The sequence below is a fragment of the Streptomyces sp. NPDC004788 genome (assembly GCF_053601115.1).
This window is the reverse complement of the sequence record NZ_JBSGBF010000027.1, coordinates 1-19,402: the sequence shown is the minus strand read 5'-3', so window position 1 is coordinate 19,402 and position 19,402 is coordinate 1. Positions and strand designations below refer to the sequence as shown.

General features: G+C 71.8%; 17 protein-coding genes and 1 pseudogene. 5 read left to right on the top strand and 13 right to left on the bottom strand.

Annotated elements, in window-relative coordinates; genetic code table 11:
• Positions 1–32: 32 nt before the first annotated feature.
• The 6 genes from cimA to ureA all read right to left on the bottom strand — a co-directional run bounded on the left by cimA (position 33) and on the right by ureA (position 7,502).
• Entirely contained in the window at positions 33–1,649 is a 1,617-nt protein-coding gene (gene cimA, locus ACWEJX_RS14725; RefSeq protein WP_451607828.1) for a citramalate synthase, read from the bottom strand.
• A 283-nt stretch (positions 1,650–1,932) separates the two neighbouring features.
• Entirely contained in the window at positions 1,933–3,264 is a 1,332-nt protein-coding gene (locus ACWEJX_RS14720; protein WP_451607827.1) for an MFS transporter, read from the bottom strand.
• An 81-nt stretch (positions 3,265–3,345) separates the two neighbouring features.
• Positions 3,346–3,885, bottom strand: coding sequence for a TetR/AcrR family transcriptional regulator (locus ACWEJX_RS14715; protein WP_451607870.1), 540 nt, complete (start codon positions 3,883–3,885; stop codon positions 3,346–3,348).
• Between the two features lie 162 nt (positions 3,886–4,047).
• Entirely contained in the window at positions 4,048–5,067 is a 1,020-nt protein-coding gene (locus tag ACWEJX_RS14710) for an agmatine deiminase family protein (protein WP_451607826.1), read from the bottom strand.
• Positions 5,068–5,085: 18 nt separating this feature from the next.
• A complete protein-coding gene (locus ACWEJX_RS14705; RefSeq protein ID WP_451607825.1) occupies positions 5,086–6,768 on the bottom strand; it encodes an urease subunit alpha in 1,683 nt (560 codons plus the stop codon).
• Positions 6,768–7,502, bottom strand: coding sequence for an urease subunit gamma (gene ureA, locus ACWEJX_RS14700; RefSeq protein WP_451607824.1), 735 nt, complete (start codon positions 7,500–7,502; stop codon positions 6,768–6,770). The genes ACWEJX_RS14705 and ureA overlap by 1 nt, the downstream gene beginning before the upstream one ends.
• Positions 7,503–7,708: 206 nt before the next feature.
• Between ureA and ACWEJX_RS14695 the strand changes: the two genes are divergently transcribed.
• Positions 7,709–9,190 carry a cytosine permease gene (locus tag ACWEJX_RS14695; protein WP_451607823.1) on the top strand — a complete coding sequence of 494 codons (1,482 nt, stop codon included), beginning with the start codon at positions 7,709–7,711 and terminating at the stop codon, positions 9,188–9,190.
• Between the two features lie 72 nt (positions 9,191–9,262).
• Here the strand turns inward: ACWEJX_RS14695 and ACWEJX_RS14690 are convergent, their stop codons facing one another.
• The 4 genes from ACWEJX_RS14690 to ACWEJX_RS14675 form a co-directional block, all read right to left on the bottom strand.
• The gene (locus ACWEJX_RS14690) at positions 9,263–10,360 is read right to left on the bottom strand and encodes a branched-chain amino acid aminotransferase (protein ID WP_451607822.1); all 1,098 of its coding nucleotides are present in this window, start codon (positions 10,358–10,360) and stop codon (positions 9,263–9,265) included.
• A 266-nt stretch (positions 10,361–10,626) separates the two neighbouring features.
• Complete coding sequence (locus ACWEJX_RS14685; RefSeq protein ID WP_451607821.1) at positions 10,627–11,667, bottom strand: 3-isopropylmalate dehydrogenase; 1,041 nt, start codon at positions 11,665–11,667, stop codon at positions 10,627–10,629.
• Positions 11,668–11,759: 92 nt separating this feature from the next.
• Positions 11,760–11,891, bottom strand: a complete 132-nt coding sequence (locus tag ACWEJX_RS14680) for a hypothetical protein (RefSeq protein WP_451607820.1) — start codon at positions 11,889–11,891, stop codon at positions 11,760–11,762.
• A gap of 234 nt (positions 11,892–12,125) precedes the next feature.
• Complete coding sequence (locus ACWEJX_RS14675) at positions 12,126–13,043, bottom strand: LysR family transcriptional regulator (RefSeq protein ID WP_451607819.1); 918 nt, start codon at positions 13,041–13,043, stop codon at positions 12,126–12,128.
• A 101-nt stretch (positions 13,044–13,144) separates the two neighbouring features.
• Here ACWEJX_RS14675 and ACWEJX_RS14670 point away from each other — a divergent pair, with 101 nt between their 5' ends.
• From ACWEJX_RS14670 to ACWEJX_RS14660, 3 genes are read left to right on the top strand one after another with little or no spacing between them, the layout of a single operon-like run.
• Complete coding sequence (locus ACWEJX_RS14670) at positions 13,145–14,164, top strand: zinc-binding dehydrogenase (RefSeq protein WP_451607818.1); 1,020 nt, start codon at positions 13,145–13,147, stop codon at positions 14,162–14,164.
• Between the two features lie 40 nt (positions 14,165–14,204).
• Positions 14,205–14,543 (top strand): PadR family transcriptional regulator, encoded by a 339-nt coding sequence (locus ACWEJX_RS14665; RefSeq protein WP_451607817.1) that lies wholly within the window; start codon positions 14,205–14,207, stop codon positions 14,541–14,543.
• Positions 14,540–15,268: a hypothetical protein gene (locus ACWEJX_RS14660; RefSeq protein WP_451607816.1), complete on the top strand. Its 729-nt coding sequence runs from the start codon at positions 14,540–14,542 to the stop codon at positions 15,266–15,268. The genes ACWEJX_RS14665 and ACWEJX_RS14660 overlap by 4 nt, the downstream gene beginning before the upstream one ends.
• Positions 15,269–15,287: 19 nt before the next feature.
• Here ACWEJX_RS14660 and ACWEJX_RS14655 read toward each other — a convergent pair whose 3' ends face one another.
• The 3 genes from ACWEJX_RS14655 to ACWEJX_RS14645 form a co-directional block, all read right to left on the bottom strand.
• A complete protein-coding gene (locus ACWEJX_RS14655) occupies positions 15,288–15,824 on the bottom strand; it encodes a GNAT family N-acetyltransferase (RefSeq protein ID WP_451607815.1) in 537 nt (178 codons plus the stop codon).
• Between the two features lie 131 nt (positions 15,825–15,955).
• Positions 15,956–17,587, bottom strand: a complete 1,632-nt coding sequence (gene pruA, locus ACWEJX_RS14650) for an L-glutamate gamma-semialdehyde dehydrogenase (protein WP_451607814.1) — start codon at positions 17,585–17,587, stop codon at positions 15,956–15,958.
• Positions 17,588–17,618: 31 nt separating this feature from the next.
• Complete coding sequence (locus ACWEJX_RS14645; RefSeq protein WP_451607813.1) at positions 17,619–18,545, bottom strand: proline dehydrogenase family protein; 927 nt, start codon at positions 18,543–18,545, stop codon at positions 17,619–17,621.
• A 195-nt stretch (positions 18,546–18,740) separates the two neighbouring features.
• Here ACWEJX_RS14645 and ACWEJX_RS14640 point away from each other — a divergent pair.
• Positions 18,741–19,402, top strand: a pseudogene (locus tag ACWEJX_RS14640) (PucR family transcriptional regulator); the annotation flags it as partial.

The window sequence follows — 19,402 nt, the reverse complement described above, 5'->3', positions numbered from 1 at the left end:
TAAAGGCCCGGGAACCCCGGTACGACGCGCGGTCACTCCGCCGGGTCGACGCCCGCCCGCAGCAGCCCGTAAGTGAAGGCGTCCTCGATGGCCTGCCAGGAGGCGGCGATGACGTTCGTGCCGACGCCGACCGTGGACCACTCGGCGTTGCCGTCGCTCGTGGTGACCAGGACGCGGGTGGTGGACTCGGTGCCGTGGCGGCCTTCGAGGATGCGGACCTTGTAGTCGGTCAGCTCGAACTTGGCGAGCTGCGGGTAGATCCGCTCCAGGGCGACCCGCAGGGCCCGGTCGAGGGCGTTGACGGGGCCGTTGCCCTCGGCGGTGGCGACGATCCGCTCACCCTTGGACCACAGCTTCACGGTGGCCTCGTTGGCGTGGGTGCCGTCGGGGCGGTCCTCGACGATCGCGCGCCAGGACTCCGTACGGAAGTAGCGGCGCGGCCGGCCCTCGGCCTCCTCGCGCAGCAGCAGCTCGAAGGAGGCGTCGGCGGCCTCGTAGGTGTAGCCCTGGAGCTCGCGCTCCTTGACCCGCTCGACGACCCGGGCGACCAGGGCGCGGTCGTCGCCGAGGTCGACGCCGAGCTCCTTGCCCTTGAGCTCGATGGAGGCGCGGCCGGCCATGTCGGAGACGAGCATCCGCATGGTGTTGCCGACCAGCTCGGGGTCGATGTGCTGGTAGAGGTCCGGGTCCACCTTGATCGCGGAGGCGTGCAGGCCCGCCTTGTGCGCGAACGCCGAGACGCCGACGTACGGCTGGTGGGTGGACGGGGTGAGGTTGACGACCTCGGCGATGGCGTGCGAGATCCGGGTGGTCTCGGCGAGCGCGCCCGCGGGCAGCACCCGCTTGTCGTACTTGAGCTCCAGGGCCGCGACCACGGGGAAGAGGTTGGCGTTGCCGACCCGCTCGCCGTAGCCGTTCGCGGTGCACTGGACGTGGGTGGCGCCGGCGTCGACGGCGGCGAGGGTGTTGGCGACGGCGCAGCCGGTGTCGTCCTGGGCGTGGATGCCGAGGCGGGCGCCGGTGTCGGCGAGGACGGTGGCGACGACGGCCTGCACCTGGGCGGGCAGCATGCCGCCGTTGGTGTCGCAGAGGACGACGACGTCGGCGCCGGCCTCGTGCGCGGCGCTGACGACGGCCTTGGCGTAGCCGGGGTTGGCCTTGTAGCCGTCGAAGAAGTGCTCGCAGTCGACGAACACGCGGCGGCCCTGGGAGCGCAGGTAGGAGACGGTGTCGCGGACCATCTCCAGGTTCTCGTCGAGGGTGGTGCGCAGGGCCAGCTCGACGTGCCGGTCGTGCGACTTGGCGACGAGGGTGATGACCGGGGCGCCGGAGTCGAGCAGCGCCTTGACCTGCGGGTCGTCGGCGGCCCTGGCGCCGGCCCGGCGGGTCGCGCCGAAGGCGACGAGCTGCGCGTTCCTGAACCGGATCTCCTGCCGGGCGCGGGCGAAGAACTCGGTGTCGCGCGGGTTGGCCCCGGGCCAGCCGCCCTCGATGAAGCCGACGCCGAAGTCGTCGAGGTGCCGCGCGATGGTCAGCTTGTCGGCGACGGTGAGGTTGATTCCTTCACGCTGGGCGCCGTCGCGCAGCGTGGTGTCGAAGACGTGGAAGCTGTCGTCGGGGCGCGAGCTCTCGCCGTTCTCCGTGGTCATGACGTGATGGCTCCTGTCGGATGTGGCTCCGGAAGGTCTGGATCCACTTGCCCCCATTCTCACGCGCGGTCCGTTTCCGGCGGTGGTGGGGCCGGAAAACGAAAAAACCCCTCGCGGGTGCGAGAGGTCTGCGCGCGGGTCTGGGGCACGGTGGCCGCTGCCGCGGGGGTGGAGTCCCACGGTTCAGCGGTCACTGCGGACCGGCGCGCTGCTGCCGATAATCATCGTGGTAGCAAGCACGTCGGCAGTCTGCCACACCCGCGCGCGGCTTCGGACACGAATCTCACGATGCGGAATCGACGACGGCGGGTGCGCGGGAGGGCTTCGCCGGCGCCGCGGTGCCCACCCGGGCCAGGTCGATGTCGCGGGTCTCGCGCATCGTCACGTACACGATCAGGGAGACGGCCGCGCAGCCGGCGACGTACCAGTAGTAGCCGGACTCGATCCCCGCGTTCTTGAACCACAGCGCCACGTATTCGGCGGTGCCGCCGAAGAGGGCGTTGGCGAGGGCGTACGGCAGGGCGACGCCGAGGGCGCGGACGCCGGTCGGGAAGAGCTCCGCCTTCACGCAGGCGTTGATGGAGGTGTAGCCGGTGACGACGAGGAGCGCGAGGAGGGACAGGCCGAGGGCCGGCCAGAAGGAGCCCGCGTGCTTCAGGAGCGTCATGATCGGCACGGTGAGGAGGGTGGAGCCGACCGCGAAGGTGATGAGGAGCGGGCGGCGCCCGATGCGGTCGGAGAGGCGGCCGGCGAGCGGCTGCAGGCAGGCGAAGACGATGAGCGCGCAGAAGGAGACCAGGGTGGCGGTCTGCTTGGGCAGTCCGGCGGAGTTGGAGAGGTACTTGGTGAGGTAGGTGGTGTACGTGTAGTAGGCCACCGTGCCGCCCATGGTGAGCGCCATGACGAGGAGGGCCTCGCGCCGGTGCGCCCAGAGGGCCTTGAGGGTGCCCTTGTCGCGGCTGCCGACACCGTCGTCGGCGGTCTCCTCGTACACCTCGGTCTCCAGCATGGTGCGCCGAAGGTAGAAGACGACGGCCGCGCCGAGGGCGCCGATGACGAACGGGACGCGCCAGCCCCAGCTGTGCAGGGCCTCGGCGGACATCGTCCGCTGCAGGACGATCTGCAGGCCCAGGCCGATGATCTGGCCGGCCGTCATCGACACGTACTGGAAGCTGGAGGCGAAGCCGCGACGGTCGGGCGCGGACGCCTCGGTGAGGTACGTGGCGCTGGCCGCGTACTCGCCGCCGACGGAGAGGCCCTGGAGCAGGCGGGCGACCAGCAGCACCGCGGCGCCGCCGTAGCCGGCGACGGCGTAGGTGGGCGCGACGGCGATCAGGACCGCCGAGGCCGACATCAGCGTGACGGTCAGGGTGAGGGCCGCCTTGCGCCCCTTGCGGTCACCGACCCGGCCGAGCAGCCAGCCGCCGACCGGGCGCATGAAGAAGCCGACGGCGAAGATGCCGGCGGTGTTCATGAGCTTGGCGGTGTCGTCGCCCTCGGGGAAGAACGCCCCCGCGAAGTAGGTCGCGAAGCTCGCGTAGACGAACCAGTCGAACCACTCGACCATGTTGCCGGCGGAGCCGACCCAGATCTTCTTCCAGTGCTCTCGTCCCATGGGCACGAACCGTGCCGGAGGCGGCCCCTGATCAACAAGGGTGCACGGGGCAACGATCAGGAGTACTTGCGTGCCTAACGGTCACGGAAGAAGGGTTTCGGCGATGAACTCCCTTACGTGGGCGAGCACTTGCTCCCGTCCGGTACCGGGGATGCCGACGGCGACGTGCACGCTGAAGCCGTCGAGCAGGGCCCGCATCCGGTGCGCGAAGCGGTCCGGGTCGACGGGCCGGAACTCGCCGCGCGACACGCCCTCGGCGAGGATCGCGACCAGGTCCCGGTGCCAGGCCCCCTCGATGGCGGCCTGCCGGGCGCGGGCGTCCGCGTCGGCGTTCTGCGAGCGGTTCCAGACCTCCAGCCACAGCGTCCAGTGCGGATCGCGCGGGCCGTCCGGCACGTACACGTCCACGTACCCGTCGAGCCGCTCCCGCGCCGTGCCCGGCTTCGCGAGCAGCGCACCGCGCTCGGCGCCGAGCCGCCCCTCGCTCCACTCCAGCGTCTGCAGCAGCAGCTCGTCCTTGGTGCGGAAGTAATAGAGCAGATGCCCGCTGCTCATCCCCACCTGCCGCCCGAGCCCCGCCATGGTCAGCCCGTCGAGCCCGCGCTCGGCGATGGTGTCCATCGCCGCCGCGAGCACGTCCTCCCGCGGCGGCGCGGCCTGGTTGCGCCGTCGGGGATGGGGGGCGGGGTCGGGGTGGGGCGGGCTGCTCTGACTCACTCGTACGTTCTACAGGATCCGGCGGCCGGGAGGATCCGGCCGCCGGCTCCATGCCTGCCCGCGGTCTCAGACCGCCGGCTGCTGCTGGGTGATGCAGTGGATGCCGCCGCCGCCCGCGAAGATCGGGCGGGCGTCGACGAGTACGACCTCGCGCTCCGGGAAGAGGCGGCGGAAGATCTCGGCGGCGAGCTCGTCGTGCGGGTCGTCGAAGGCGCAGAGGACCACGCCGCCGTTGCAGAGGTAGTGGTTGATGTAGGAGTAGTCGACCCAGTCGCCCTCCTCGTCCTTGAGGACGGTGGGGGCCGGGACCTCGATGACCTCCAGGGGGCGGCCCTGGGCGTCGGTCTGGCCGCGGAGGAGGTTGACGTACAGGCGGGAGCGCTCGTAGTCGGGGTGCTGGGGGTTCTGCTGGCTGTGGACCAGGACGGTGCCGGGGCGGGCGAAGGCGGCGACGATGTCGACGTGGCCCTGGGTGCCGAAGAGGCCGTAGTCGCCGGCCAGGCCGTGCGGCAGCCAGATGGCCTTCGTGGTGCCGAGCTTCGCGTGGATCTCGGCCTCGACGTCCTGGCGGTTCCACTCGGGGTTGCGGCCCGCGCCCAGCTGGACGGTGTCGGTGAGGAGCACGGTGCCCTCGCCGTCGACGTGGATGGCGCCGCCCTCGTTCACCAGGGCGCTGCTCACCACCGGTACGCCCGCCGCGTCCGCGACATGGCGGGCGATCTTGGAGTCGTGCTCCCAGCGGGCCCAGTCCTGCGCGCCCCAGCCGTTGAAGACCCAGTCCACGGCGGCCAGCCGGCCCTGCTCGTCCTTGACGAAGGTGGGGCCGATGTCGCGCATCCAGGCGTCGTCCAGCTCCCGCTCCAGCAGGTCCACGTCCTCGCCGAGCAGCGCGCGGGCGGAGTCGCCGTCGCCGGGCGCGACGACCATCGTCACCGGCTCGAAGCGGCGCACGGCGCGGGCCACGCTCGCCCAGGCGGCGCGGGCCACGGCCAGCTCCTCGTCGTTGGTGAAGGTCGGGTTGGGGCTCGGCCAGGCCATCCAGGTGCGCTCGTGCGGCGTCCACTCGGCGGGCATGCGGTAGTTCATCAACAGGTCCTAAGCGGGTCAGAGGAAGTAGAGGCGGTTGAGCGAGACGGACTCGGCCGCCTCCGAGCGGATCGGCGCGCCGTCCAGCGAGACGAGGCCGGTGTGGCCGTCGACCTGGACGTCGCCGACGCGCGAGTTGCGGAGCAGGTCGGCGGGGCCGATGCCGCGGGTGCCGCGTACGGGGACGCGGCGCCGTCGGGTCGGCAGCGCGTCCGACCCGAGGTCGACGGCGGCCTGCGCGACGAAGGCGACGGCGAGGTCGGCGGGCGCGGCGCCGTGCGCGCCGAACAGCGGGCCGAGGACGAGCGGCTCGCAGGTGTCGGTGGCGGCGTTGGGGTCGCCGGTCACGCCCCAGGCGGGGAAGCCGTTCTTGATGACCAGCTGCGGCTTGGCGCCGAAGTACTCCGGCCGCCACAGCACGATGTCGGCCATCTTGCCGACCTCGACCGAGCCGATCTCGTGCGCGAGTCCGTGGGCGATGGCCGGGTTGATGGTGAGCTTGGCCATGTAGCGCAGCACGCGCGCGTTGTCGTCGTGCGCGCCGTCGCCCTCCAGCGGGCCCAGTTCGGCCTTCATCTTGCCGGCCATGGCGAAGGTCCGGCGGACGGTCTCGCCCGCGCGGCCCATGCCCTGGGCGTCGGACGAGGTGATGCCGATCGCGCCGAGGTCGTGCAGGACGTCCTCCGCGCCCATCGTGCCGGCCCGGATCCGGTCGCGCGCCATGGCGGCGTCGCCGGGCAGGTCGGTCTTGAGGTCGTGGACGGAGACGATCATCCCGTAGTGCTCGGCGACGGCGTCGCGGCCGAAGGGGAGGGTCGGGTTGGTCGAGGAGCCGATGACGTTCGGCACGCCCGCCATCTTCAGGACGTTCGGTACGTGTCCGCCGCCGCAGCCCTCGATGTGGAAGGCGTGGATCGTCCGGCCCTCCAGGACGCGCAGGGTGTCCTCGACCGACAGGCACTCGTTGAGGCCGTCGCTGTGCAGGGCGACCTGGACGTCGTGTTCCTCGGCGACGCGCAGCGCGGTGTCCAGGGCCCGGGTGTGGGCGCCCATGTCCTCGTGCACCTTGAAACCGGAGGCCCCGCCTTCGGCGAGGGCCTCCACGAGCGGCGCCGGGTCCGAGGAGGAGCCGCGGGCCAGGAAGCCGATGTTGACCGGCCAGGCGTCGAAGGCGCTGAAGGCGTGGCGCAGGGCCCACGGCGAGTTGACGCCGACGCCCCACACGGGGCCGAACTCCTGGCCGATGATCGTGGTGACGCCGCTGGCGAGCGAGGCCTCCATGATCCGCGGCGAGAGCAGGTGCACATGGGTGTCGACGGCGCCGGCCGTCGCGATCAGGCCCTCTCCGGAGACGATCGAGGTGCCGGTGCCGACGACGACGTCGACACCGTCGAGGGTGTCCGGGTTGCCGGCCCGCCCGATGGCGTGGATGCGGCCCTCGCGGATGCCGATGGACACCTTGCGGATGCCCTGCACGGCGTCGATGAGCAGCACGTTGCTGATCACGACGTCACAGGTCTCGCGGACGGCCGCGGCCTTCAGGTGGAGGCCGTCGCGGGCGGTCTTGCCGAAGCCGGCGAGGAACTCGTCGCCCGGCTTCTGCGAGTCGGACTCGACGCGTACGACGAGGCCGGAGTCGCCCAGGACGACGCGGTCGCCGGCCCGGGGGCCGTGCACGGAGGCGTACTCGTAGGGGTCCATCAGCTGTCCTCCTTCGGGGACTCGAACGGGGCGGAGGACAGGTAGTCGGGGGTTTCGCCGGCGCCGAGATAACCGCAGGCAGCGGCCCTGCGCAGGGCCTCCTCCTTCGCGCCGGGCGCGTCGAGCGGGCCGTCGACGAGGCCGGCGAAGCCGATGGCCACGCGGGCGCCGCCGATCGGCACGAGGCCGACCTCGGCCTCGCCGCCCGGGTCGAAGCGGGTCGACGCGCCGGCCGGGGCGGCGAGCCGCATCCCGTAGGCGGCGGCGCGGTCGAAGTCGAGCCGCGGGTTGGCCTCGAAGAAGTGGAAGTGCGAGGTCACGCTCACCGGCACGTCGGCCGTGTTGCGCACGGTCAGCCGGAGGGCCGGCTCGGTCTCCTCGTACGCGGGCCCCGGGAGCAGCGCGCCGGGCGCGCCCTCTCCGAGCGAGCCCCCGCCGATGGGGTCGGAGACCACGGCGAGCCGGGAGCCGTCGTCGAAGACGGCCTCGACGTGGACCTCGGTGACCACGTCGGCCACTCCGGGCAGGACGTCGTCGGGGCCGAGGACGGAGCGGGCCGCCTCGATGGCCTCGGCGAGCCGCCGGCCGTCCCGGGCCGCCTCGCAGACAGTGTCCGCGATGAGCGCGGTGGCCTCGGGAACGTTGAGCTTCAGGCCACGGGCCCGGCGGGCGCGAGCGAGCTCGGCGGCGCCGAAGAGCAGCAGCCGGTCGCGTTCCGTGGGGGTCAGTCGCACGCCGTGCACCTCCTGATCGAATCGAGCCGATGGAACGACTTTGAGCAACACTCTAAATGTTGAGACGGCATCTTCCAAGCATTGACGTGACCAAGAACCGTGGTTCACATTGGGCCACTGAGCCTGATAGAGCGCCGCTCTAAAACCGGCCCACGGAAATCCCCCCACGCCCCCACCCCCGTCCCCCACCCCCTCCCGGAGTTCCCATGGCGATAGAACAGCGCGGAGTCGACACCATCCCCGAGGTGGAACGCACCAGCGGCCCCCGCGACCTCGTCTCGATCCTGCTCGGCTCCAATCTCTGCCTCGGCGTGATCGTCTTCGGCTGGCTGCCGGTCTCCTTCGGTCTCGGCTGGTGGGCGTCGGTGACCTCGGTCGTCACCGGCACCCTCGTCGGCGTGGCCGTCACCGCCCCGCTCGCGCTGGTCTCGCTCCGCACCGCCACCAACCTCTCCACCTCCTCCGGCGCCTTCTTCGGCGTCCGCGGCCGCCTGGTCGGCTCGGTGGTCGGCCTGCTGCTCTCGCTCGGCTACACCGCGCTGACCCTGTGGATCGGCGGCGACGTGATGGTCGGCACCCTGGAACGCCTGATCGGCCTGCCCACCGGCGGCGCCACGCACGCCGCCGTCTACGCGCTCCTCGCCGCCCTCACGGTCGTCGGCGCGGTCTACGGCTACCGGCTGCTGCTCAAGCTGAGCCAGGCCCTGGCGATCGGCATGACCATCCTGCTCGCCATCGGACTCGTCGCGTACGCCGGTGACTTCACCACCGCGGCCGTGCCGGACACCCCGTACCTGCTCGGCTCCTTCTGGCCGACCTGGCTGCTCTCCGCGGTCGCCGCCGGACTCAGCGGCCCGGTCGCCTTCATCACCCTGCTCGGCGACTACACCCGCTACATCTCGCCGGCGAAGCACAGCCCGAAGAAGGTCTGGCGCGCCACCTGTGTCGGCCTGGTCATCGGCCTGCTCGTGCCGCAGCTCTTCGGTACGTTCACGGCGCTGGCCGCCCGCGGCGGCACCGACTACGCCGGACCGCTCGTCGCGGCCTCGCCCGTCTGGTACCTGGTCCCGCTGCTGCTCTCCGCGACCGCCGGCTCGGTCGGCAACGCCGGACTGATGCTCTACTCCATGGGTCTGGACCTCGACGCGATCCTGCCGAAGGCCACCCGCGCCCGCGCCACCCAGGTCGTCGCGGCCGTGTCCACCGCCTTCGTCTTCCTCGGCCACTTCGCCTCGGACACGCAGACCGCGATGACGTCCTTCGTCCTGCTCCTGACCGCCATCGGCACGCCGTGGGCGGTCATCACGCTGATCGGGCACCGGCGATGTCGCGGCGAGTACGACGCCGAGGCGCTCCAGGTCTTCAACCAGCGCTCGCGCGGCGGCGTCTACTGGTTCAAGGCGGGCTGGCACCCCCGTGCCACGATCGCCTGGGCGATCGGCGCCGCGGTCGGCCTGACCGCGGTGTCGACCCCGCTCTACGAGGGCCCGCTGCTCTCCCTGACCGACGGGATCGACTGCAGCTTCGTGTTCTCGGGGATCGTCGGCGGCCTGCTGTACATGGCCCTGACGCCGGGGGCGGCGAAGACCGCGGAGGCCCCGGGCGCGGAGGCTCCGGGCGCAGAGGCTCCGGGCGCGGACGCGGAAGCGCCCGGGACGGAGACCGTCCCGGGCGCCCTGGTGGACTGAGCCCACTCGCCCACTCGCCCACTCGCCGGTGAGGAGCCACGCGCTCACTCGCCGGCGAGTCCGGCTATTCGCTCACTTGCCCAGCTCGTGCATCCAGCCGTGGACGTCCTCGGACTTGCCGGTCTGGATGGCGAGCAGGGCCTCGCGCAGCTTCATCGTGACCTCGCCGGGCACGCCGCCCGAGTGCTGCCAGTCGCCCCGGGCGGACTTGACCGTGCCGACCGGGGTGATGACGGCGGCGGTGCCGCAGGCGAAGACCTCGGTGAGGATGCCGTTCGCGGTGTCCTCCTGCCACTGGTCGATGGAGACGCGCGCCTCCACGGACTCGTAACCGAGGTCGTTGGCGACCTGCAGGAGCGAGTCACGGGTGACGCCCTCCAGGATGGAGCCGGAGAGGGTCGGCGTGACGATCTTGTTCTCGTTCCCGTACACGAAGTACAGGTTCATGCCGCCGAGCTCCTCGACCCACTTGTGCTCGACCGCGTCGAGGTAGCAGACCTGGTCGCAGCCCTTCTCCGCCGCCTCGGCCTGCGCGAGCAGGGAGGCCGCGTAGTTGCCGCCGGTCTTGGCGTCGCCCATGCCGCCGGGGACGGCGCGGACGCGGTCCTCGGAGGCCCAGATGGAGACGGGCTTGACGCCGCCCGGGAAGTACGCGGCGGCCGGGGAGGCGATGACCACGAACAGGTACTCGTTGGCCGGCCGGACGCCCAGGCCGACCTCGGTCGCGATCATGAACGGACGCAGGTAGAGGGACGACTCGCCGCCGTGCTCGGGAACCCACGCCTTGTCCTGCTGGACCAGCACGTCACACGCCTCGACGAAGGTCTCGACCGGCAGCTCCGGCATCGCGAGCCGGCGCGCGGACGACTGGAAGCGGCGGGCGTTGGCGTCGGGGCGGAAGGTGGCGACGGAGCCGTCGGGGCGACGGTACGCCTTCAGGCCCTCGAAGATCTCCTGGGCGTAGTGCAGGACGTTCGTCGCCGGGTCGAGGGAGAGCGGGCCGTACGGCACGAGCTGGCCGTCGTGCCAGCCGCGGCCCTCGGTCCAGCGGATGGTGACCATGTGGTCGGTGAAGTGGCGGCCGAATCCCGGGTTGGCCAGGATCGCCTCGCGCTCCGCGTCGGACAGCGGGCTGGAGGAGGGCTTGAGCTCGATGGTGGGCGTCGTCATGAGTGCTTGTCCTTCACCGGTTGTGTGGGTCGGACCGCGCTCACGCCGCTCCGCAGTCACACAGGTCACTGCTAGGACGTCCGAGCTTTCCCGCATGCCGCGGCCCCACGTCCGATTATCGCGCGTGGTGGCGCGGCACGAAACGGGTGGGTACGCGGAGAGGCGCGCGCGGTCCAAGGATTCGATGGTGGCACCGGGCGACCGCACAGGAACAGCCGCCGGGTGCTGGTGTGCGACCCGGCGGCTGGGTGGATGTCAGCGTCGGGTCAGCTCGCTACGCGTACCGCGAGCGCGTCGCCGATCTCGTCCGTCGTACGGACGCGGTCGCCGCGCTCGGTGAGGTCGGCGGCGACGGCCTCCTCGATCCGGGCGGCCTCGGTCTCGTGACCGAGGTGGCGCAGCAGCAGGGCGACCGAGAGCACGGTGGCCGTCGGGTCGGCCTTGCCCTGGCCGGCGATGTCCGGCGCGGATCCGTGGACCGGCTCGAACATGGAGGGGAACTCGCCGCTCGGGTTGATGTTGCCCGAGGCGGCGACGCCGATGCCGCCGGAGACGGCCGCGGCGAGGTCGGTGATGATGTCGCCGAAGAGGTTGTCGGTGACGATGACGTCGAACCGGGCCGGGTCGGTGACGAGGAAGATCGTCGCGGCGTCGACGTGCAGGTAGTCGGTCGTGACCTCGGGGAACTCGGCCGCGACCTTGTTGAAGATGTTCGTCCACAGGTGGCCCGCGAAGGTCAGCACGTTGTTCTTGTGGACCAGCGTCAGCTTCTTGCGGGGGCGGGCCTGGGCGCGGGCGAAGGCGTCCCGGACCACGCGCTCGACACCGTAGGCCGTGTTCACGGACACCTCGGTGGCGACCTCGTGCTCGGTGCCCTTGCGGATGGTGCCGCCGTTGCCGGTGTACGGGCCCTCGGTGCCCTCGCGGACGACGACGAAGTCGATCTCGGGCTGGCCGGCGAGCGGGGTGGCGACACCGGGGAGCAGCTTCGAGGGGCGCAGGTTGACGTGGTGGTCGAAGGCGAAGCGCAGCTTCAGGAGGAAACCGCGCTCCAGGACGCCGGACGGGACGGACGGGTCGCCGATCGCGCCGAGCAGGATCGCGTCGTGCTGCCTGAGGGCGTCGAGGTCGGCGTCGGTGAGGGTCTCACCGGTGGCGTGGTAGCGCTGGGCGCCGAAGTCGTACTCCTTCGTCTCCAGCTTCACATCCTCGGGAAGGACGGCCGCGAGGACCTTGAGGCCCTGGGCCACGACCTCCTGGCCGATTCCGTCGCCGGGGATGACTGCGAGATTGATGCTGTGAGACATGTCGGCACCCTACTCTTCGTCCCATCGTCTGACACGTTCCGTCCACCATGTGGACGAACGGACAGCCGTGGAGGGACGGTCTTTCCTGCGGATCAGTGACCGGTGGAGCCGCCGTTGTCACGGCGGTCGAGGGCGCGCTGGAGGGCGGCGGCGGCGTTCTGGCGGGCCTCGTCGGAGGGACGGGCGACGGAGTGGCGGACGCGGCGGGCGGTCTGAGCGGCCATGAGGGATCGACTCCTTGAGATCAGTTCTCCGGACGTGCGGGCACGGAGGGGCGTGGTGATCGAAGGCGCCGGAAGGGGCGGGGAGCGCCGCCGCAGGGGTTGCCTGCTCGGGGGCGTCGCACTCTCGACCGCCCTGCGCTCGATGGAGCGGGACGTTCGGCTTCTACAAAGCTAGGACAGCGGGCTGCTTCTGTCTCCACAATTACTCGGACTTCCTACTATCTGAGACGGCAGTCAGCCCGCCCGGCGCCCGGACTGCGCCCGCAGCTCCCGGATCAGCGCCCGCACGGCGAGGGATCCGCCCAGCTCAGGGGTGGTGACATAGCCGACCGAGCGGGTCGGGCGCGCCGTTCCGAGATCGGTGATCTCGACCGAGGGCGGTGCTCCGACCAGGGACAGTTCCGGCATCACGGCCATGCCGAAACCACTGCTCACCATCGAGAGCACCGCTCCGTCGTCCTCCGCCTCGACGGTCGCCGGCGGCAGCCACTCCTGTGCGGCCCACCACTCCCTGGTGTACGAGGTGCAGTTCTCCACCCAGTCGACCAGCGGCAGCGAGCGCGGCGCCGGATGCCCGGCCGGATGCACCAGCGCGTACCCCTCCTCCAGGAGCACGCCTCCGATCAGCTCCGGCGGTACGGGCGAGGTGGTGCCGATCGTCGCGATGCCGAGGTCCGCCCGCCCGTCGAGCACCTCACCGGCCGTGCCGCGCCCCACCTCCCGCACGATCCGCACCTCGGGCGCGATCCCCGGATGCCGGGCCGTGAGCCGCTCCAGGGCCGGCGGCAGCAGATGCAGGGCGGCGCTGCGGAAGGCGGCGATCCGCAGCGGGCCGGAGAGGGTTCCGGCTCCGCCGCCCCGGCCGACGGCCGCCGCCGCGGCGGCCCGCACCTCGGCGCCCATCACCTCCAACAGCCGCAGCACCCGCCGGGCATGACCGAGCGCCACCTCCCCCGCCGCCGTGGGCGTCGCGCCCGTCCGGCCCCGCTCGAAGAGGACCGCCCCGAGCTTGCGCTCGCTCGTGCGCACGGAGTGGGAGACGGCCGACTGGGTCATGCCGAGCGCCGCCGCGGCGGCCGAGAAGCCGCCCGCGCGCGCCACGGCCAGCAGGATCCGCAGTTCGCCCACGGCGGGCAGGGGTTCGGTCGCCATCGGGGGTCTCACCTCGTCGTATGAGCGGGATTCATGGAACGGGAGCAGCCATCGACGCTACCTGCTGCCCGGCCGCCGGATTCCTTCCTACGGTCGTCCGCATGACGAACGAGACCATGATCACCGTCCGGCAGACCGCCCGCCCCGACGGCTTCCCCACCCCCGGGCTCTTCTCCTTCACCGAGTCCCCGCTCCCCGCCCCCGGACCCGGCACCGCCCTGGTCGAGAACCTGCTCTGGTCCGTGGACCCCTACCACCGCGAGGCGATGGACGGCGACTTCCTCTGGACGCTCGGCTCGCCCATGGAGGGCCGGACCCTCGGCCGGGTGCTCGACTCCCGCGACCCGGCGCTGCGCCCCGGCGAACTGGTCCTGCACCGCAAGGGCTGGCGCACCCACTCCGTGGTCGCCCGCGCCGAGGTCCGCCCGGTCCCCGACCTCGGCCCCGGGGTGCCGCTCGCCGCGCACCTCAGCGTCCTCGGCGGCACCGGGCTCTCGGCGTACGTGGGGCTGACCCGGATCGCCCGGCTCCAGCCCGGCGAGGACCTGTTCGTGTCGGCGGCCGCGGGCGGGGTCGGCACGGCGGCCGGCCGCTTCGCCCGGCTGCTCGGCGCCGGCCGGATCGTCGGCAGCGCGGGCTCGGCGCGCAAGGTCGCCCACCTCACCGAGCGCATCGGCTTCGACGCGGCCTTCGACTACCACGACGGCCCGGTCGCCGAACTGCTCGCGAAGGCCGCCCCGGGCGGCGTCGACACCGTCCTCGACGGGGTCGGCGGCGACCACCTGGAGGCCGCGATCGGCTCGCTGCGCGACCACGGGCGGATCGCCTGGGTCGGCGCGGTCGCCCAGTACCACTCCCTCGCCACTCCCCCGCCCGCCCCGCGCAACCTGTTCGACCTGGTGGAGAAGAGCGGCCGCCTGGAGGGCTTCCTGGTGCGCACCCACATGGACGCGCAGGAGGAGCTGTACGACTTCGCCGTGGAGCACCTGCGCAGCGGGCGCCTTGAGCCGGACGTCACGGTGGTGGAGGGCTTCGAGCACATCGTGACGGCGTTCCTGGGCATGCTGCGCGGCGAGAACACCGGGAAGATGCTGGTCGCGAAGGAAGGACTGGACAGCTAGCTAGATTGCTTTCCTACCTAGGTAGTGATGAAATGCCGTCATGGCCGCAGACCGCAGATCCAGCTGGCTCAAGGGAGTCCTCGACCTGCTCGTCCTCTCCTGCCTGACCGACGGCGAGAGTTACGGGTACGAGATCGCCAAGTCGCTCGCCGAGGCGGGCCTGGGCGAGATCAAGGGCGGGACGCTGTATCCCGTACTGAACCGCCTGGAGGAGGCGGGCCTGGTGGAGGCCGAGTTCCGGGCCGCCGAGCGCGGACCGGGGCGGCGCTACTACCGGCTCACCGAGCGGGGGCGTACGCATCTGGCGGCCGAGAGCGCGGCCTGGACGGAGTTCCACCGGGCCGTACGAGGCAAGCTGCAAGCGGGGGGAAACGCATGAACACCGACGCCTACTTCACCGAACTCGCGCAGGCGCTGCGCACGTCCGGCGTCCCCGAGGAGCAGCTCGCGCGGACCGTCGACGAACTGCGCGCCCACCTCGCCGAGTCGGGCACGGCCCCGGAGGAGGAGTTCGGCCCGGCCGCACTGTTCGCGGCCTCGCTCGGCGGGCTCGCCCCGGCGCCCGGCGAGCCGGACCGGGCGGCGGAGCACTGGACCTGGACGGCGGACCTCTTCAACGACCGGCGGATGCTCGCGGTCCACGGCGACCAGGGCTGGGAGGTGGAGCACCTGGACTCGCTCGGCCGCTTCGTGTGCCGCCGGGCGCCCGGGGTCGCGCTCGCCTGGGAGTACCGCCGCGAGGTGATCGCCGGCCGGCGCCGCGCCAAGGTGCTCGCCGAGCTGGACCCGGAGGGCTGGGAGCTGTGCGGCGAGTGGCTGGTGTACGGCTACTTCAAGCGCCCCAAGGCGGCGACCGCGGGACCCGCCGGCAGTCTGGACGCGCCGCCGGCGGCGCCGGAGAAGGTCTGGTTCCTGAGCCGCCGCGCCAAGGCGCTGCTCGCGGTGTGGGCGCTGGCGTGCGGCGCCGCGTACCTGTCGCTCGGCCTGCCGGGCTTCGCGATCCTGGTCGCGGTCGGCAGCGCGCTGTCGGCGGTGTACACGGCGAACCTGGAGACGAGGAAGGGCAAGGCCGTGAACGCCCGTACCGCCGCCCAGAAGGACTGACGGAGCGGCCCATGGGGAGTCACATGACGTCCCCGTCCCGCCAGTCGAAGACCAGCGGCTCGGCCGGGTCCGGCAACGGGCGCCCGGCCGCCGGCCGCAGATACGTCGAGTCCTCCTCGGCCGGCAGCCGCACGATCCCCGCCGGGCTCAGCGTCTCGATCCGCCCGCGCCACAGCCGCCATCCGCGCCCCCGGTAGAGCCCGGACCCGCCCTCCGACGCGGACAGCGCCCCGAAGGCGTAGGCCCCGTCGATCGCGCGCTCCAGCTCGCCCATGATCCGCCCGCCGAGGCCCTGCCGCCGCAGCTCGGCCCGTACGGCCACGGCCTCGACGTACCCGACGCGGTGCGAGCGCCCGTGGTGCAGCACGCGCCGCATCACCAGGCTGCCGTGCGCGGCGATGCCCCACTCGTCCTCGGTCCAGGCGTGGAGGCCGCCGAGGGAGTGGTCCCAGTCCTCGTCGGAGAAGTCCCCGTCGAAGGCGTCGTCCAGCATCTCGCGCACGGCGCGGAGCCGATCGGGGCCGAGCTCGTGGGTGGGTGCGGTCCAGACGGTCATGCCCCCAGTCTCCTCCGGCGCTCTCGCCGGCCGCGGGACGGCGGAATGGAAACCGCCCCCGACCTCGGTTGGGGGACCAAGGAAGGGGGCGGTGTTCAGGGGCGGGCCCCATCGGGGCCCGCGGGGGGGGCTCAGCCCATGTGCGGGTAGCCGTACTCGGTCGGCGGGACCAGCGTCTCCTTGATGGCCCGGGTCAGGGTCCAGCGCATCAGGTTCTGCGGGGCACCGGCCTTGTCGTTGGTGCCGGAGGCGCGGCCGCCGCCGAAGGGCTGCTGGCCGACGACGGCGCCGGTCGACTTGTCGTTGATGTAGAAGTTGCCCGCGGCGAAGCGCAGCTTCTCCATCGTGTACGCGGCGGCGGCGCGGTCGTTCGAGATGACCGAGCCGGTGAGGGCGTAGTCGGAGACGGACTCCATCTGGGTCAGCATCTCGTCGTACTTGTCGTCCTCGTACACGTGGACGGCGAGGATCGGGCCGAAGTACTCGGTCGTGAAGACCTCGTTCTCCGGGTCGGTGCACTCGATGACCGTCGGGCGGACGAAGTAGCCCTCGGAGTCGTCGTAGGTGCCACCGGCGACGATCGTGCAGGTCTCGTCGGCCTTGGCGCGGTCGATGGCGGCCTTGTTCTTGGCGAAGGCGCGGTCGTCGATGACGGCGCCGATGAAGTTCGACAGGTCGGTGACGTCACCCATCTTGATGCCGTCGACCTCGGCCGCGAACTCCTCCTTGAAGCCGTCGTTCCAGATGGAGGCCGGGATGTACGCACGCGAGGACGCGGAGCACTTCTGGCCCTGGAACTCGAAGGAGCCGCGGGTCAGCGCGGTCTTCAGGACGGCGCGGTCGGCGCTGGGGTGGGCGACGACGAAGTCCTTGCCGCCGGTCTCGCCGACGATCCGCGGGTAGGAGCGGTACTTCTCGATGTTGTTGCCGACCGTCTTCCACAGGTGCTGGAAGGTCCTGGTCGAGCCGGTGAAGTGGATGCCGGCCAGGTCGCGGTGGTTCAGGGCCACCTCGGAGACGGCGATGCCGTCGCCGGTCACCAGGTTGATGACGCCCTTCGGCAGGCCGGCCTCCTCCAGGAGCTCCATGAGGAGCACGGCGGAGTGGGTCTGGGTCGGGGACGGCTTCCAGACCACCACGTTGCCCATGAGGGCGGGGGCGGTGGGCAGGTTGCCGGCGATGGCCGTGAAGTTGAACGGCGTGATCGCGTAGACGAAGCCCTCGAGCGGGCGGTGGTCCAGACGGTTCCAGACGCCCGGCGAGTTCGCCGGCGGCTGCTCGGCGAGGATCTGGCGGGCGTAGGCCACGTTGAAGCGCCAGAAGTCGACGAGCTCACAGGGGGTGTCGATCTCGGCCTGCTGGGCGGTCTTCGACTGGCCGAGCATGGTGGAGGCGGCCAGCGTCTCGCGCCACGGGCCGGCGAGCAGCTCGGCGGCGCGCAGGATGATCGCGGCGCGGTCGTCGAAGGACATCGCGCGCCAGGCCGGGGCGGCGGCCAGGGCGGCGTCGATGGCGTCCTGGGCGTCCTGCTGGGTGGCGCCGGCGAAGGTGCCGATGACGGACTTGTGGTTGTGCGGCTGCACGACGTCGACGCGCTCGCCGCCGCCCATGCGCTTCACGCCGCCGATGGTCATCGGCAGCTCGCGCGGGTTGTCGGCCAGCTCCTTGAGCTTGGCCTCCAGGCGGGCGCGCTCGGGCGAGCCGGGGGCGTAGCCGTGCACCGGCTCGTTGACGGGAGTGGGGACCTGGGTCACAGCGTCCATGAGTCTCTTAACTCCTTCAGAGGGGTGGGGCTCAGCCCTTGGTGAGGATGGAGCGGACGAAGAAGAGGAGGTTGGCCGGCTTCTCCGCCAGGCGGCGCATGAAGTAGCCGTACCAGTCGGTGCCGTACGCGGTGTAGACGCGCATCCGGTGGCCCTCGGCCGCGAGCCGGTTCTGCTCCTCGGTGCGGATGCCGTACAGCATCTGGAACTCGTACTCGTCCAGCTTGCGCCCGGCGCGGCGGGCGAGCTCCTGGCCGACGGAGATGAGCCGGGGGTCGTGGGACCCGATCATCGGGTAGCCCTCGCCCTCCATCAGGATCTTCATGATCCGGACGTAGGCCTTGTCGATCTCGGGCTTGTCCTGGATCGCGACGGACGCGGGCTCCTTGTAGGCGCCCTTCACGATGCGCACGCGCGAGCCGTTGGCGGCCAGGCGGCGGGCGTCGTCCTCGGTGCGGAAGAGGTACGCCTGGATGACGCAGCCGGTCTGCGGGAAGTCCTTCCGCAGCTCCTCGTGGATGGCGAACATCGAGTCGAGGGTGGTGTGGTCCTCGGCGTCCAGGGTGACCGTGGTGCCGATCTCGGCGGCGGCCGCGACGACCGGGCGGACGTTGGCGAGGGCCAGCTCGTGGCCGTTCTCCAGGGACTGGCCGAACATCGAGAGCTTCACCGACATCTCGGCGCGGGCGCCGAGGCCCAGCTCCTTGAGGCGGCCGATGAGCTCCAGGTAGGCGTCGCGGGCGGCGTGGGACTGCTCGACGGTGGTGATGTCCTCACCGACGACGTCGAGGGTGACCTCCAGGCCGCGGGCGGCGAGGTCCTGCACGATCGGGATGACGTCGCCGACGGTCTCGCCCGCGATGAAGCGGGCGACGACCTGCTTGGTCCCGGGGGCGGCCGACACGAAACGGCGCATCTTGTCGCTGCGCGACGCGGCGAGGATCACGGGACCCAGCACGGGGCACCTCCAGAGGGCAGGGTGACGAAAGGTGTCGCACCCGGATGTACGTGACCAACCGGGAACAGCACGAAGAACCACCGTGAAACCTAAGGATCGCTCCGATCGTCCGCCATCTACAGCTGTCACGCATCCGTGGCCGCGCTCTCAGACATCTGTCTGAAGGCGCGGGCGAACGGTGCGACAATGGGCGCCGTGAAGGGCGATTACCAGGACCTGGTGGACGAGATCTCGACGCTGCTCGGCGCCCCCGCGACCCTGGAGAACCGGGACTTCGGGCTGATCGCCTTCGGCGCGCACGACTCCGAGGACGACAGCGCCATGGACCCGGTCCGCACCCGCTCGATCCTCACCCGGAAGTCCACCCCGGCGGTCCGGGCCTGGTTCGAGGGCTTCGGCATCACCCGGGCGACCGGCCCGGTCCGCATCCCGGCCGCGCCCGACGCGGGCGTGAACCGGGGCCGGATCTGTCTGCCGGTACGCCATCGGGGCGTGGTCCTCGGTTACGTGTGGCTGCTCGACGCCGAGCCGGGCCCCTCGCACGCCCAGCTGACCGCCGCCATGGAGGTCGCCGCCCGGATCGGCGACCTGCTCGCCGACGAGGAACGGGCCGGCGCCGACCTCTCCCGCGAACTGCGCGCGACCCTGACGGCGGAACGCGGCTGGCAGTACGACATGGCGGTCGCCGCCCTCCGCACCGCCCTCGGCCCGGACGCCGACGGCCTGCACGCCCTGATCTGCCTGGCCCCCTGGCCGGACGAGGACTCCCCGTCCCCGCGCACGGTGCCGGGCGCGGCGGCTCTCTGCACGGTGCCGTGGAGCCGGCCGCGAACGGGCGACCCGGGGCCCGGCGGCAC

Bases quoted from the DNA above. Each gene is read 5' to 3' on its own strand.
- ACWEJX_RS14715 (WP_451607870.1), bottom strand. From the start codon at position 3,885: ATGGACACCATCGCCGAGCGCGGGCTCGACGGGCTGACCATGGCGGGG.
- ACWEJX_RS14720 (WP_451607827.1), bottom strand. From the start codon at position 3,264: ATGGGACGAGAGCACTGGAAGAAGATCTGGGTCGGCTCCGCCGGCAAC.
- cimA (WP_451607828.1), bottom strand. From the start codon at position 1,649: ATGACCACGGAGAACGGCGAGAGCTCGCGCCCCGACGACAGCTTCCAC.
- ACWEJX_RS14655 (WP_451607815.1), bottom strand. From the start codon at position 15,824: ATGACCGTCTGGACCGCACCCACCCACGAGCTCGGCCCCGATCGGCTC.
- pruA (WP_451607814.1), bottom strand. From the start codon at position 17,587: ATGGACGCTGTGACCCAGGTCCCCACTCCCGTCAACGAGCCGGTGCAC.
- ACWEJX_RS14680 (WP_451607820.1), bottom strand. From the start codon at position 11,891: ATGGCCGCTCAGACCGCCCGCCGCGTCCGCCACTCCGTCGCCCGTCCC.
- ACWEJX_RS14665 (WP_451607817.1), top strand. From the start codon at position 14,205: ATGGCCGCAGACCGCAGATCCAGCTGGCTCAAGGGAGTCCTCGACCTG.
- ACWEJX_RS14685 (WP_451607821.1), bottom strand. From the start codon at position 11,667: ATGTCTCACAGCATCAATCTCGCAGTCATCCCCGGCGACGGAATCGGC.
- ACWEJX_RS14710 (WP_451607826.1), bottom strand. From the start codon at position 5,067: ATGAACTACCGCATGCCCGCCGAGTGGACGCCGCACGAGCGCACCTGG.
- ACWEJX_RS14675 (WP_451607819.1), bottom strand. From the start codon at position 13,043: ATGGCGACCGAACCCCTGCCCGCCGTGGGCGAACTGCGGATCCTGCTG.
- ACWEJX_RS14695 (WP_451607823.1), top strand. From the start codon at position 7,709: ATGGCGATAGAACAGCGCGGAGTCGACACCATCCCCGAGGTGGAACGC.
- ACWEJX_RS14670 (WP_451607818.1), top strand. From the start codon at position 13,145: ATGACGAACGAGACCATGATCACCGTCCGGCAGACCGCCCGCCCCGAC.
- ACWEJX_RS14660 (WP_451607816.1), top strand. From the start codon at position 14,540: ATGAACACCGACGCCTACTTCACCGAACTCGCGCAGGCGCTGCGCACG.
- ACWEJX_RS14705 (WP_451607825.1), bottom strand. From the start codon at position 6,768: ATGGACCCCTACGAGTACGCCTCCGTGCACGGCCCCCGGGCCGGCGAC.
- ACWEJX_RS14690 (WP_451607822.1), bottom strand. From the start codon at position 10,360: ATGACGACGCCCACCATCGAGCTCAAGCCCTCCTCCAGCCCGCTGTCC.